Genomic DNA, 13,932 nt, shown 5'->3' on the forward strand with positions numbered 1-13,932 from the left:
GTGTAGCTATGAGGGGGCAGTTGCATTAGCTTGTATATTTATTTGGCTACCTTTATCGGGTAAATTCTATACTTGAAATGTCAACAGACCCTAATCTTTCAAATACTTTTTTGGGGAGCTGAACTCATTATTGAGTTTAGGCGAATGTGAAAAAACGATGATACTCATGCCTCTGGTCAGAACTTGGTGGAAAGATCCAGTGTTTAGCAGTGCGTTGCTTGCCGCAGGCATTCTGCATTTGATCGTGCTGACACTGGAATTTGGTATGCCGCAAGATCGGGATACCAGTACCAAAGAAATCGCGGTCAGCTTGCGCCAGACTGATGAAAAAATTGAGCATGCTGATTTTCTGGCCCAAACGGACCAGCAGGGTTCCGGCCAGTTTAGAGAAGCTCATCGCATGTCGAGTGATATGCCATCGCCGTTAATGGAGCAACATGCAGGTGAAGAACTGCAAGAAAGTCTAGATATGCTGCAACAGCAACAGGAACTCAGTTTTGAAGAAAAAGTCCTGATGACCACCTTGAGTTGGCAAAAGCAGGCGGAAGAAAATCAGCGTAAAAAAATGCAGGAGCAATTACAGAGCCAGTTTCAGGCCAAAGCGGCCATGGTCGCCAGTCTGGAAGCGCAATATTTACAGCGTCAGCAAAATTTCAGTCGTCAGCAAAAAATTAAGACTGTGGATGGTATTCAGTCCAAGCAGGATGTTTCGGCCGCATATCTGGAAAAGTTCCGTGAAAAAGTGGAATTTTATGGTAACCGTTATTATCCGGAAGCAGCAAAACAACAGAATCTAGCAGGGGAAGTGCGGCTGATGGTGATCCTGAACCAGAATGGCGGAATTCGTGCCATTCGACTGATTGACAGTTCAGGACATGCCATGCTGGACGAAGCAGCCAAAGCTTCCGTGCGTAAGGCAGCACCATTTGGTGCTTTCGACAGTAAAATGAAAGAAATTTCCGAACTGCGGGTGATTCGTACCTGGCGATTTGATCCGGCAGAAGCAGAATTTGAGGTGCGTTAGACCATTTTATTCATTTGTAAACCCTCCCTTTAACTCCCTCCCAACGGGAGAGAGAACTATCATTGAGCTATAGGTATTAAAACTCCCTCTCCTTATGGGAGAGGGTTGGGGTGAGGGTAAACAATAAAAAAAGCAGGCCTTAGCCCGCTTTTTTATGAAGAAATTTTAGTTCTGTTCTAGATAAGGATTTTCAAAACCCAGCTTGGCCAGAATCTCGATTTCAATGCCTTCCATTTCTTCAGCATCTTCATCCGAGGTTTCATGGTCATAGCCCATTAGGTGTAAAGTGCCATGTACCAGCATATGGGTGAAATGCGTTAATGGTACTTTTTGCTGTTCCAGCGCTTCCGCCAGTACTACAGGAATACAGATCACCAGATCACCAATGGGAAATGCATCCAGAAACTGCGCCATTTCATCTGGAAGTTCACTTGGGAAAGACAGGACATTGGTCGGTTTGTCTTTGCCTCGATATTCCAAATTCAGTTTATGACTTTCGTCATTATCAACACAGGCAATTCCAATTTCGCAATCACTTTGAGTGCCGATATGACGTAAAGTGGTTTCTACAACTTTTTTAATATAGGCCCGTTTCAGTACCAGTTCAGGCGACTGAAAGTCCTGTTGTAAGGAAAGACTAAGTTTCAACACAAATCCTTAAGTTTAAAGCTTAATGCTGTGCATCTGCCGCAGCATCATTTTCAGCGATCAAGGCATCCTGACGTGCTTTACGTTCGGCACGTGCTTCAGCACTTAAACGCTGCTGTTCACTGTCCCAGCCTTCGTAGGCTTCAACAATTTTCTGTACAAGTTGATGACGTACTACATCACGCGAATGGAAACGAGTGATATGAATTTCAGGAATTTTATCAATCACACGCAAGGCATGTGACAGGCCGGATTGCTGACCACGCGGTAAATCCACCTGAGTTACGTCGCCCGTAATCACGGCACGTGAGCCAAAACCTAAACGGGTCAGGAACATCTTCATCTGTTCTGGGGTGGTGTTCTGCGCTTCATCTAGAATCACGAAAGAATGATTCAGGGTACGGCCACGCATATAAGCAAGCGGAGCGACTTCAATCACCTGGCGTTCGATCAGTTTGGCCACTTTTTCAAAGCCGAGCATTTCATACAGCGCGTCATACAAGGGACGTAAGTACGGATCGATTTTCTGGGTTAAATCCCCCGGCAAGAAACCAAGTTTTTCACCGGCTTCAACCGCAGGACGAACCAGCAAGATCCGCTGAATTTCATTACGCTCCAGCATGTCCACGGCAGCCGCAACGGCGAGGTAGGTTTTACCTGTACCCGCAGGGCCAATACCAAAAGAAATATCACTTTGCAGAATGCGCTGTACATAACGTTTCTGGTTGGCACCACGCGGATTGATCCGGCCCTTACGAGTTTGCAGCCAGACATTGTCCAGCCCCGTATGTTCCTGATCGTCCAGATCTTGCTGAAGTTCACGGTCAGTCTGGCTGCCCTGAATCATCAGATGTAAAGTATCTGCACTAATCTGCTGACTATGTTCAGATTCTTCATGAAGACGTTGCAAGAGCATTTCGGCTCTCTCAACGGCATCGATTCCACCATCAATAATAAAACTTTCTCCACGATGGGAGATTTTGACGTCTAAACGTTGTTCAATTTGCTTCAAATGGCCGTTATAGGCACCTAACATGGCTTGTATACGGTCCATCGAAATTCCAGGAAAAGCTACTGTACGTCGAATCGCTGCAGTCAAGAGTGTTCCTTATGAAGTGTGCGTTATATGCTCTACATTACGCCACGTCAGGCTCAAGATTCAAGAGCTCACCGTAAACTAAATTCAAAGTTTTAATTTCGGTAATTTCAATCTCGGCAAAGCGGCCTACCCAGGCAGGGTCACCAATAAAGTTGACATAACGGGTATTGTCCGCCGTACCGACCAGAATATTCGGATCTTTATCAGAAACTTTTTCGATCAGTACACGCTGGATGGTCCCGAGCATGGCATCCGTCTTGTCAATGCTTGAACGCTTAATCCATTGCTGAACTTTGGCCAGACGTTCTTTTTTGACATCTTCAGAAATCGTATCTTCCAGTTCTGCCGCAGGCGTACCCGGGCGTTTTGAATAGATAAAACTATAAGAATGGTCAAAATCCAGATCCTGAATAAACTGATAAGTCTCTTCAAAGTTTTCATCTGTTTCACCCGGGAAACCAATGATAAAGTCTGAAGATAGGTGCATGTCAGGGCGAACTGCACGTAACTTTTTAATCTTTTCGATATAGACATCGATGGTGTGGTTACGCTTCATCGCTTGCAACACATCATTGGAACCGCTTTGTACCGGCAGATGCAGATGTGAAACCATTTGTGGCAGGTCACGATAGCATTGTATCAGGTCGTCATTAAATTCCAGTGGATGCGAGGTGGTATAACGAATACGGCCAATGCCCGGAATATCTGCAACCAAACGTAACAGATCGGCAAAGGTACAGATATTGCCTTCAAAAGTTTCACCACGATAACCGTTTACGTTCTGACCCAAAAGTGAAATTTCACGCACGCCTTTTTCTGCCAGACCCGCAATTTCAGCGAGCACATCATCCAGTGGACGAGATACTTCTTCACCACGCGTATACGGCACCACACAAAAAGAACAGTATTTAGAACAGCCTTCCATGATCGAGACAAAAGCTTTATAACCTTCAACACGCGGTTCAGGTAAAAAGTCGAATTTCTCGATGTCCGGGAAGGAAATATCCACCAGTTTGATTTTTTCTTTTTTCGGCTTTTCGATCTGCTCAAAATGCTGATCCAGCATTTGCGGCAAACGGTGCAGGGTTTGTGGACCAAAAATCATATCGACATAATTGGCACGTTTCTGGATGTTGTCGCCTTCCTGAGACGCCACACAACCACCAACACCAATAATCAGATCAGGATTTTTATCTTTAAGCTTACGCCAGCGGCCTAGCTCGGAGAATACTTTCTCTTGGGCCTTTTCACGGATCGAGCAGGTATTCATCAGCAGAATATCGGCATCTTTAGGATCGGTGGTCAGCACATAGCCATGAGAATCGCCTAACAGGTCTGCCATACGGTGACTGTCGTACTCATTCATCTGACACCCTTGTGTTTCGATGTACAGTTTCTTGACTGAAGCATCGCTAACAGGGGTGTGCGCTGGCTGGGTAACAGTGTTTTCTGAGGCAGCTGGGGCACCATTCGGAATGAAGGTTTGAACCGTCATGTAGGCTCCTACAAGGTAATACGTTGAAAGAGTGAACGAACAGCCTGATTGATGCATCAAACAGGTGAATAAAAATTCAATTCACAGACTGAAATCTTGGAAAGGCGCATATTTTAGCAGGAAAGTCGCTTAAACTTATAGCCCAAATTAACTGTGGAAAAATATTGATTTATGGGCAAAAATTGTCTGTAGATTAATATTGCTTAATCATAAGGTTACATAACTGAACAATAGAGTTGGTTATAATCTTCAAACTAGCTCTTATGATATGCAACATGGGCAAAGCACAAAATCGATGATAGAAGGCAAAGGGATGTTGAAACACACTAAAACTATGTATAAATACTATAAATTAATTACTTTAAGTGTGGCATGTATCTGTTCAGCGAGTACACAGGCAGCAGAAGAAAAATTTAATGATGCCTTGCGTGCAGCCAATGCAGGCAATATTGAACTGTTACAGCAATATCGTCTGTCTATGCAGAATGATGCCTTGGGCTATTATCCGGAATACTGGATTTTAAACCAGAATCTTGCCATGCAGCCTGTCAGCCAGATTATCAGCTTTGCCCAGCGTTACCCTCAATCCGCCATGGCTGAAAAGCTGGCAGCGGACTATGTCGAAGAAAAAGTAAAAATGGCAGACTTTAGCACTGCCCAACCGGTATTGCCTTATGTGACCAATGCCGATCCTGCCGAAGCCTGTGCAGTGGCACAAGTGCGTGCCAAAGCTGGCGATGAACTGGTTTATGCCGAGTTTAAAGAAGTCTGGTTAACTACCAACAGCCAACCCGATTCTTGTACTGGTTTAGGCCGAATGATGTTATCCAGTCCACTCATGACCTCAGAAGACCGTCAGCAGCGACTCTGGGGGCAACTTCGTGCCGGACAGTCAGGGCAGGCGATTGCAACTGCACAAGGCATTGGTCTAAATTTGTCTCTGGCTCAACTGAATTCGATTCAGGCCAATCCCACTAATTATTTGTGGTCTGCGCCTAAAAGTACTGCGGCAGAGCATGCCTATCTGATTTATGCGCTAGGACGTCTGGCCGATAGCGATTTGGACTCAGCTTTGTCCATTGTCAAAAGGACTGCCGCAGGGACACCAGTACAGGTACAACGCGCCTTATATCGTGCTGTCGGTTATATCGGTGGCACCACAGTCATGAAAAACAACTTCAACCGGGAAGTGTTGAATGCACTAGATGCCAGCTATGGCCTGCCATTTAGCCCAGAAGAAGCCGAGATTTATGCGCGTCAGGCAATTCGTTTTAGTGCCTGGGAAAGCCTGATCCGTGCGATTGACAGCATGAGCGTCAACCAAAAGCAGGAAGACCGTTGGCAATATTGGCTGGCGCGTGCCAGCGAACAACGTACTGATCGTGCTTCCAAACAGGCAGCAGAAAGTATTTATCGTAAGCTGGCGACCGGAGATGACTATCACAATCTTCTGGCACGCGACAAGCTGGGGCAGGTGACTGCGAGTACACCAAATCCAGCGCAGCCATCCAATCAGGCTATGCAGCGCTTGAATCAGGATATTCATTTCCGCCGTGCTTTCACCTTACGTAATATCAGCGCCCCGGAGAACTATATTAACCGGGAATGGAACTGGGCAGTGCGTCAGGCTTATCTAAAGAAGGATGATGACCTGTTGCTGGCCGCGGCAAAACGTGCCATGGATATGGGCTGGTATGATCGTGCCATTTATGCCGCTGACCGTACCGCGAACAAACATAATTATAACTATCGTTATCCAATGCCACATCAGAATTACGTGGTCAGCCATAGTCGCAATGCGGGGATTGATCCGGCCTGGGCCTATGGTTTGATGCGTCAAGAAAGTCGTTTCAATACCGTCGCACGTTCACATGTCGGGGCGGGTGGTCTAATGCAGATTATGCCGGATACGGCCAAGTTGGTGGCGCGTCAAATGGGTGAGGCTTATAATCCGGCAGCACTCACCGATATGAATACCAATATTCGCTACGGAACATTCTATTTATCTACCATTCAGCGTCAGCTCAGCAATAGTCCAGTTCTGGCAACAGCAGGCTATAATGCCGGACCAAACCGTGCCCGCCGCTGGCAGCCAGAATTTCAGGGAATGGCCGCAGATCAATATACTGAAAGTATTCCTTTACTCGAAACCCGAGATTATGTGAAACATGTCATGACCAATGCCACGCATTACGGTATTTTATTAGGACAGGGGGCACAGTCAGTGGGTAAACGCATGCAACTGATACCATTACGAAATACACAATAAAATTAAAATTATTGGGGAATGGTGACTTATTCATGAAAATAATGAAGGATCGTCGAGTCTGGGCTGGATCGGTTGCGCTTGTAGTATTGGCCAGCAGTCAGGCAGCATTTGCTGCACCAACAGACTATGTCATGGATGTACAAATGGTCCCGGCCTTATGTAGCTTGTACCCGGAATATGCCAAGAAGCGAAAATGTCTGGAAGGTTATTCGCTGAATATCTCCGGCTTATATCCTCAGACTACATCACAAAATTGTACGACCAATAGCTCCGCGAAACTGTCACCACTGCAGTCCAAGGTAGTGGCCAGGATCATGCCGGATGACAATACCCGGACAATCTTATGGCGCAATATCGGTGGCTGCGTGCCGATGAATGCCAGTCAGTATTTCCGGACGATTATCAATTATGCAGATCGTCTCAAAGTTCCTGCGGAACTGACGGAACAGGAAAATCTTACGATTTCTGTCGATACGCTGCGGGCCAAATTTCTGAAAATTAATCCGCAATTACCGGGTAATGCCTTGCGATTCAACTGCCAGCAGACCCAGTCAGCCAGCGTGCTTACCTCGATCAAGGTCTGTTATCGTCCCAATGGCAATTACAAATCCTGTCCTGCCAACATTATTAATACATGCCCAAAAACTGTCACAATAAAAGGAACATACTGAGCTTTTTTGCCGATTTAATTTATATTTCCTATCAGACTTTAGGTGAAATCCGTCCTCTTTTATATGCATCTGGCAAAGGATTGGAGTACAATCTTTCGCGTTTACGATTATTAGATTAAATACTAACTATTTAATCGCATTGAATATCCTCAATTGGAGATAATTAGATGAAGCAAGCAGTTCGTGTTGCCGTTACTGGCGCTGCAGGTCAAATTGGTTACAGCCTATTATTCCGTATCGCAAGCGGCGAAATGCTAGGTAAAGATCAACCAGTGATTTTGCAATTGCTCGAAGTTCCTTTTGAGAAAGCTCAACAAGCGCTTAAAGGCGTAATGATGGAGCTTCAAGATTGTGCATTCCCATTACTAGAAGACATGATCGGTACTGATGATCCTAAAGTTGCATTTAAAGATGCTGACTATGCGTTATTAGTTGGTTCACGTCCACGTGGTCCAGGTATGGAACGTGCTGACCTGCTTAAAGTGAACGGTGAAATCTTCATCGGTCAAGGTCAAGCATTGAACGAAGTTGCAAGCCGTGACGTTAAAGTTCTAGTTGTTGGTAACCCTGCAAACACGAATGCTTACATCGCAATGAAATCTGCTCCAGATCTTCCAGCGAAAAACTTCACTGCAATGTTACGTCTTGACCACAACCGTGCTGCATCTCAAATTGCTGCTAAAACTGGTAAAGCGGTTAAAGACATCAAAAATCTTACAGTTTGGGGTAACCACTCTCCAACCATGTATGCCGACTACCGTTTTGCAACAATTAACGGCGAAAGCGTTAAAGACATGATCAACGACCAAGAATGGAATGCAAATACATTCCTTCCGACTGTTGGTAAACGTGGTGCTGCGATTATCGAAGCACGTGGTTTGTCTTCTGCTGCTTCTGCTGCTAACGCTGCAATCGACCATATGCGCGATTGGGCTCTTGGTACAAACGGCGAATGGGTAACGATGGGTATTCCTTCTGACGGTTCTTACGGTATTCCTGAAGGCGTAATGTTCGGTTTCCCTGTAACGACTGAAAACGGTGAATACAAAATCGTTCAAGGTCTAGAAATCGACGAATTCAGTCAAGAGCGTATCAACTTCACGTTGAATGAACTTGAAGAAGAGCGCGCAGCAATTGCTGACATGCTTAAATAATTTGATCTTTTCAGATTAAGTTGAAAAAGCACTCCATTTGGGGTGCTTTTTTTATGTCACTCGCTTTAATCAACAAAAAATAACAAGCTGTGAAGGAGAGACAACTGAGTTTTCGCTATGAGCCATCTAAGGTAGAAACAAGATTATAGATAAAAAGATGGAGGTTCAGATGTTAGAGCAACGCGCTACCTTTGAACTTTTCTTTGAACAATTGGGTCTGGATTCGAGTCCGGAAGCCATTGATGAGTTTATTAGTACGCATCAAATTGGTATGGATGTGCCACTGCATAAAGCTCCTTTTTGGAGTAAATCACAGCATGACTTTCTGATCAGTCACTGGAAGAAAGATGATGACTGGGCCATTTTTGTCGATGTGTTAAATGAACAATTACATATTGAGGCAGAGGGTTCAGGTTCCTGTGACATACCCAGCCATAAATCAACCTAAGAATTTGAATCTCAACACGCTCATAATTTAACGCTACGATGGAGTCTATTTATGCTTACGGAACAACAGTTAACTTTAGAATTATTATTTGAACAATTGGGTTTGCCTTCTGATGAAGCCTCAATTACTCAGTTTACCGATACCCATCAATTACCATCTGAAGTCGCATTGCCAGATGCCGAATTCTGGAGTGAGGGGCAAAGTGCCTTCTTGCGTGAACACTGGCACCAAGATGATGAATGGATTGTCATTATTGACAAGTTAAATCAGCTTTTACATGTGGAAAGCGACAAGCAAAGCGCTTAAATGCATTCATACAAAAAGAAACAACAAACCTAGTCAAATGACTAGGTTTTTTTTGCCTTATCTTATAAGTTAGATCTATAAATAATTACAATTTATCTGATATAAGGAGGGCGCGATGCTCGTAAAAAACCAACCATCCTTAGAGCTCTTGTTTTCTCAGCTCGGTCTCGCCAATAGTCCTGCGGCTATTGAATTGTATGTACGCACCCATCAACTGCCAGCAGGGCTGTCCTTGCATGATGCGCCATTCTGGAATAAAGCCCAGCGTTCTTTATTGATTAGCCATTTGGTACAAGATGATGATTGGGCAATTTGGGTCGATGAACTGAATCAGCAACTGCACATGGACGCTTATAGACGTCAACCTGCTTGATCATTTTTCCTATATTTCTCTGATATTTAAAATAAGATGATATAGCTTGTATTAAAAAACGCCTCATTTGAGGCGTTTTATTCTTTGGCTTAATGCATTTTGCTTTTTAATATTTTGTTAAACCATTCGTGCTGACGATAATCATTAAATGCATGATGCTGCTGTAATAATTCCAGCTCAAATTCGGCAGTGTTGGTGTACTTACCTAACCAGTGGCGAGTCAGGGCTGGCTCATTTTTACTGGCACTGGCATAGGCCAGGAAGAAATAAATATCACCATGCTCATAACTGGCCATTGGCTTTAAAATTTGCTGGGTAATCAGGGCAAAATGGTGCTCTTTAGTCAATTCAAAGAACATCATATAGGCCTTGGCTAGATGCAAAGATAGGTTGATATACATGCGCAGCGGCATTTCTTCAAATTCTACCCGGCCTTGTTCCAGTAACACTACGGCTTCTTGCAGGAAATGTCGCTGTTCCTGACGCAGTTCACTTAAAGTCACCAGCTGTAAACGAAGATCAGCGCGTTCAAGCGTTAATTCCGGCGTATTGCCTTTTAAATACAATTGGTCAGTTTCACCCAGACGTTGAATAATCTGTTTGGTTGTTAATCGCATCAACGCAATCCTCATTTCTCAATAATGGCTATATGAGGTTAAAAATTAAAATTTAAAGCGGCAGCGCGTCTTAGAGCAGTGAGGTATCACTTCTTAGCCAGGCGGTAATAGATAGACGTTGCTGTTTAGAGATTAAAACTTCATGTAATAAATCGCTCTGGAACAGCGCCATTCGGTTTGGTTTTGGCTGGATAATATGCCACTGGCCCTCTTTATCCTGCAGGCGCAGTTCACCGCCCCAGTCCTTCTGCCATTGGTCATGTAAATAATACACACTGGAAATCATCCGGCGATTTTTACTTTGGGGGTTGTCACGGTGCAGGGCATAGAACTCACCCGCGTGATAGCAAGCGAAATGCGCTTCGACATCTTTGATGCCTAAATAAAACGCGCGGTTTAAAATTTGAGAAAATTGTTGAAGGGTTTGAATGTGTCGGTGGGAAATTTGAAATTCAGGTTGTAACCAAAGAATATGATCACTACGGATGTTGTTAACGACACCATTTTGAATGGCTGCATTACGAAATTCGTTTAAGTGGCTTAAGCATTCTTGACTCACTGCATGTTGATATTCGCTAGAGTAAGCATCGTCAACAATACTAAAGCCATGTTGATCTAAATCATCTAAGATTTGATCAACATTCCAATCCCCTGGGATGATAACTGCTTCCATTTTTTCAATTCTCGATAGTGTGGTAAAAAAAGGTCCGCTATTTTAGTGCAATAATCGTTTCTGAACGAAATAGTTTTTCATGTTAAAATAGCAATTGATCTTAGGAATAATTGAAACATGAATTACCGTCACTCTTACCACGCAGGCAACTTTGCCGATGTCATGAAGCACGTTTTATTGCTTCAGTTGTTGACTCGACTGAATGCAAAAGACAAACCTTATCGCTATGTAGATACACATGGTGGTGCAGGTAAATATGATTTATCGACTGCCGAAGCGCAAAAATCAGGTGAGTTTTTAAACGGTATTCATCGTCTTATTAAGCTGGATGATTCGATCAAGCGTAATGCGCCCGAAGGCGTACAGCAATATTTGAAAATTGTTGAAAACATGCGTGAAAACTTTGGTAAGGGTGCTTACCCGGGTTCACCGTGGTTTGCTTTAGAAGGCATGCGTGAGATTGATAAAGCGACCATTTTTGAAATGCAGCGCGATGTATTCCAGCAACTTCGTCATAATATTTTTGACAAGCGTGCGGGTTTGCATGAACGTGATGCATACGAAGGTCTGTTAGCGGTTATTCCACCGAAAGAAAAACGTGGTCTGGTGATGATCGATCCGCCGTATGAGCTGGAGCGTAAAGATTTCCCGCAGTTGGTCGAACTGCTGGTTGCCGCGTATAAGAAATGGCCGACAGGTGTATTCGCCGTTTGGTATCCAATTAAAGACCGTGCCATGATTGAACGCTTCGAGAAGAAAATGTTCAAGACCGGTATCCGCCGTCAACTGGTTTGTGAAGTCTGTGTATGGCCGGATGATACTCCAGTAGGTTTGAACGGTTGTGGTTTGCTGGTGATTAACCCACCTTGGAAATTTTCTGAAGATGCTGATGAAGCATTACAGTGGTTATTCCCGCATCTTCGCATGAGTGAAAATGGTGGTCACGCTGCAGTTCGCTGGTTAGTGGGCGAATAATTTTTTCAAAGATTAGGTCATAGTTAGGATCGACAAGAATGACAAATATAAGCAAACCGGAACGTGACTCTTCAACTGAAGTGCCTTTTGATGGTATCACCTTTGAGGTAGAAGAAGAGGAGCATACCCAGGAAGGGCAAAAAGTTAAGCGTCGAGGCATCTATCTATGGCCGAACCTGATTACAACGGCAGCGTTGTTGTCAGGTTTCTACTCGATTATTGCCAGTATGAATGGTGATTTTCAGCAAGCTATTTATGCGATCTTTATTGCGGCATTACTGGATGGACTAGATGGCCGTGTGGCACGTGCCATTGGTGCACAAAGTCCTTTCGGCGAACAGTTTGACTCGCTTTCTGACATGCTGGCTTTTGGTGTGGCTCCCGCTATTTTGATGTATAGCTGGGGCTTGAGTGATTTGGGCCGTATTGGTCTGGCGGCTTGTTTTGTTTATACCGCATGTGCTGCTTTCCGTCTGGCACGTTTCAATGTACAGATTGGTGTGGTCGATAAACGTTATTTTATCGGTGTGGCAAGTCCTCTAGCTGCCATCATGATTGTGTCACTGGTCTGGGTCGGTCTGGATTTTCCAGAAATCTTTGATATTCGTGAACCTTCTCTTCAGGTCATTAATGCAGTGGTCATCATTGCGGTAGGCTTGTTGATGATTTCCAATATCAAATATTATTCATTCAAAACGGTAGAGCGGAAACGGGTTCCATTTTTTGTCCTACCAATTGCCGTATTCGTCTTTGCGGCGATGACTTATAATATTCCTGTCGGCATTCTGGTCATTTCTATTCTCTATGCCTTGTCTGGTTTTGTAACCACCTTTATGGCAAAAAGATCGAGTACATTATAAAAATATAAGGAGTCTGAGATGCGGTTTCTTCAAGATTTTCTAGATTGTTCGAAACAGCTAAATCAGACTCCTGCTGTTTCGCGCTATCCCGCCTATCATGGTCCTACCTCAAAATATAAAATTATTCATCAAGGTTTGATGATCCCCGGGCTTCCGGCACCGCTCTATTATTTAAACTTTATGAGTATTATCGGGCAACCCAATGCACCCATGCTGGCAAACCCGAGTGCAATCGAAACCACAGCCTTAGACACCGCCACCGTGATTTGCAGTTCGAGCCCACATATGGTGGGACAATTGCATCACTATTCGGTCAAGCAGGACTGTCATTTTAGATCAGGTCTGTTTCAGTTTCTGGATCGTGAGCAATTGAGCGGAAGTTTTTCAAATTTTCGTTTGCAGCGTTCTGACTCGGAACTCAGTTTTGATTTAAATATTCAAACCACTCAACTGATTTCTCATTTTACCCAAATGCGGTTTTCCTTGGCAGATCACTGGTCTTTGCTATGTCATTGTCAGGGAACGGTGAGCTATAAAGCGCAGCAATATACGATCGATGGTCTTGGAAGCTTTGAATACGCGCGGAGTTTTAACTTTCCTTATCTACCTTTGGCCTTCCTGACTTATCAAATTATTAATCTCAGTGAAAACAGGCAACTGTTGTTGGCGCAGATTCGGGATGGTTTTAATCGTATTGTTCAGTCGCGGATATATCTCCGTGATTTAAAAAACATGCGGACCCAAATGTTCGATCGAAAAGTTTATTTTAAAGTTCATCGTGTTTATCCGTGTGTCACGACACCCAATCGGCAAAGTATGTATTTGCCGCGCGAATTTGAATGGTGTTATGAAAATGCAGACGGTACTTGTATCTGGGTACAAGGTCAAAGTCGTGGAGATTTTAAATTTGGCCTGGCAGCGGGCTATGTAGGAAGTTTTAGTTATCAAGTGAAAATAAATGAAGAAACCGAAAATGGGGAAGGGGGTTATTGTGAATACATAGATTGCCGGCCTTTACGCTTTCAAGAACAGAATAAAACTGAAAAAAGATTAAGTCATTTATCCAATTCAGTCCCTTTAATGCTCAAGAAATGAAGAAAAGCGCGATTTTTGTAGAATAAATAAACAATCGTGATGATTTTGCTGAATTATTTAAAAATAAGGGTTGTATTGGGTTGGGAATCCTGTAGAATGCACATCCATCGGCGGTGATGAAGATTAAAAATTCTGATAAAACAGTGACTTAGTTAAGTTTGACTAAGTTGGGTTTTAGAAAGAAATTTTAAAAATAGTTTTCATTACTGGTTGACTTTCTAGAGA

The 13,932-nt window shown here is 43.8% G+C and carries 15 protein-coding genes; 10 read left to right on the plus strand and 5 right to left on the minus strand.

The annotated features are described in order from the left end of the window. Nucleotides 1-166: 166 nt before the first annotated feature. A complete protein-coding gene (locus tag ACIG3F_RS15285; protein WP_171260775.1) occupies nucleotides 167-1,024 on the plus strand; it encodes an energy transducer TonB in 858 nt (285 codons plus the stop codon). Between the two features lie 165 nt (nucleotides 1,025-1,189). Here ACIG3F_RS15285 and ybeY read toward each other — a convergent pair whose 3' ends face one another. The 3 genes from ybeY to miaB are packed head-to-tail and all read right to left on the minus strand — an operon-like array spanning nucleotide 1,190 to nucleotide 4,266. After that, the gene (gene ybeY / locus ACIG3F_RS15290; RefSeq protein WP_071850834.1) at nucleotides 1,190-1,672 is read right to left on the minus strand and encodes an rRNA maturation RNase YbeY; all 483 of its coding nucleotides are present in this window, start codon (nucleotides 1,670-1,672) and stop codon (nucleotides 1,190-1,192) included. Nucleotides 1,673-1,694: 22 nt separating this feature from the next. Then, on the minus strand, nucleotides 1,695-2,771 hold the full coding sequence (locus tag ACIG3F_RS15295; RefSeq protein ID WP_004732214.1) for a PhoH family protein: 1,077 nt from the start codon (nucleotides 2,769-2,771) through the stop codon (nucleotides 1,695-1,697). Between the two features lie 37 nt (nucleotides 2,772-2,808). Further along, complete coding sequence (miaB, locus tag ACIG3F_RS15300; protein WP_071850832.1) at nucleotides 2,809-4,266, minus strand: tRNA (N6-isopentenyl adenosine(37)-C2)-methylthiotransferase MiaB; 1,458 nt, start codon at nucleotides 4,264-4,266, stop codon at nucleotides 2,809-2,811. A 334-nt stretch (nucleotides 4,267-4,600) separates the two neighbouring features. Here miaB and ACIG3F_RS15305 point away from each other — a divergent pair, with 334 nt between their 5' ends. From ACIG3F_RS15305 to ACIG3F_RS15330, 6 genes are all read left to right on the plus strand, one after another. After that, the gene (locus ACIG3F_RS15305; RefSeq protein WP_396470450.1) at nucleotides 4,601-6,535 is read left to right on the plus strand and encodes a transglycosylase SLT domain-containing protein; all 1,935 of its coding nucleotides are present in this window, start codon (nucleotides 4,601-4,603) and stop codon (nucleotides 6,533-6,535) included. A gap of 32 nt (nucleotides 6,536-6,567) precedes the next feature. Next, nucleotides 6,568-7,206: a hypothetical protein gene (locus ACIG3F_RS15310; RefSeq protein WP_005108634.1), complete on the plus strand. Its 639-nt coding sequence runs from the start codon at nucleotides 6,568-6,570 to the stop codon at nucleotides 7,204-7,206. A 167-nt stretch (nucleotides 7,207-7,373) separates the two neighbouring features. Further along, on the plus strand, nucleotides 7,374-8,360 hold the full coding sequence (locus ACIG3F_RS15315) for a malate dehydrogenase (protein ID WP_004645103.1): 987 nt from the start codon (nucleotides 7,374-7,376) through the stop codon (nucleotides 8,358-8,360). Nucleotides 8,361-8,529: 169 nt separating this feature from the next. Continuing rightward, entirely contained in the window at nucleotides 8,530-8,808 is a 279-nt protein-coding gene (locus ACIG3F_RS15320; RefSeq protein ID WP_004645104.1) for a DUF2789 family protein, read from the plus strand. A gap of 51 nt (nucleotides 8,809-8,859) precedes the next feature. Further along, complete coding sequence (locus tag ACIG3F_RS15325; protein ID WP_005108635.1) at nucleotides 8,860-9,114, plus strand: DUF2789 family protein; 255 nt, start codon at nucleotides 8,860-8,862, stop codon at nucleotides 9,112-9,114. A 115-nt stretch (nucleotides 9,115-9,229) separates the two neighbouring features. Further along, nucleotides 9,230-9,487, plus strand: a complete 258-nt coding sequence (locus tag ACIG3F_RS15330; RefSeq protein ID WP_005108637.1) for a DUF2789 family protein — start codon at nucleotides 9,230-9,232, stop codon at nucleotides 9,485-9,487. An 89-nt stretch (nucleotides 9,488-9,576) separates the two neighbouring features. On the opposite strand, the gene ACIG3F_RS15335 is transcribed toward ACIG3F_RS15330, so the two are convergent. Continuing rightward, nucleotides 9,577-10,104: a hypothetical protein gene (locus ACIG3F_RS15335; protein ID WP_005108638.1), complete on the minus strand. Its 528-nt coding sequence runs from the start codon at nucleotides 10,102-10,104 to the stop codon at nucleotides 9,577-9,579. Nucleotides 10,105-10,174: 70 nt separating this feature from the next. Next, on the minus strand, nucleotides 10,175-10,777 hold the full coding sequence (locus ACIG3F_RS15340; RefSeq protein ID WP_396470446.1) for a 2OG-Fe(II) oxygenase: 603 nt from the start codon (nucleotides 10,775-10,777) through the stop codon (nucleotides 10,175-10,177). Between the two features lie 117 nt (nucleotides 10,778-10,894). Here ACIG3F_RS15340 and ACIG3F_RS15345 point away from each other — a divergent pair, with 117 nt between their 5' ends. The 3 genes from ACIG3F_RS15345 to ACIG3F_RS15355 are packed head-to-tail and all read left to right on the plus strand — an operon-like array spanning nucleotide 10,895 to nucleotide 13,707. Beyond that, entirely contained in the window at nucleotides 10,895-11,752 is an 858-nt protein-coding gene (locus ACIG3F_RS15345; RefSeq protein ID WP_004281423.1) for a 23S rRNA (adenine(2030)-N(6))-methyltransferase RlmJ, read from the plus strand. A 38-nt stretch (nucleotides 11,753-11,790) separates the two neighbouring features. After that, nucleotides 11,791-12,612, plus strand: coding sequence for a CDP-diacylglycerol--serine O-phosphatidyltransferase (gene pssA / locus ACIG3F_RS15350; protein WP_005108642.1), 822 nt, complete (start codon nucleotides 11,791-11,793; stop codon nucleotides 12,610-12,612). Nucleotides 12,613-12,630: 18 nt separating this feature from the next. Continuing rightward, nucleotides 12,631-13,707 carry a DUF6670 family protein gene (locus tag ACIG3F_RS15355; protein ID WP_396470448.1) on the plus strand — a complete coding sequence of 359 codons (1,077 nt, stop codon included), beginning with the start codon at nucleotides 12,631-12,633 and terminating at the stop codon, nucleotides 13,705-13,707. Nucleotides 13,708-13,932: the final 225 nt, after the last annotated feature.

It is taken from the genome of Acinetobacter sp. NPDC052428, from assembly GCF_044547685.1.
In the GTDB taxonomy this organism is placed as follows: Bacteria; Pseudomonadota; Gammaproteobacteria; order Pseudomonadales; family Moraxellaceae; genus Acinetobacter; species Acinetobacter lwoffii_G.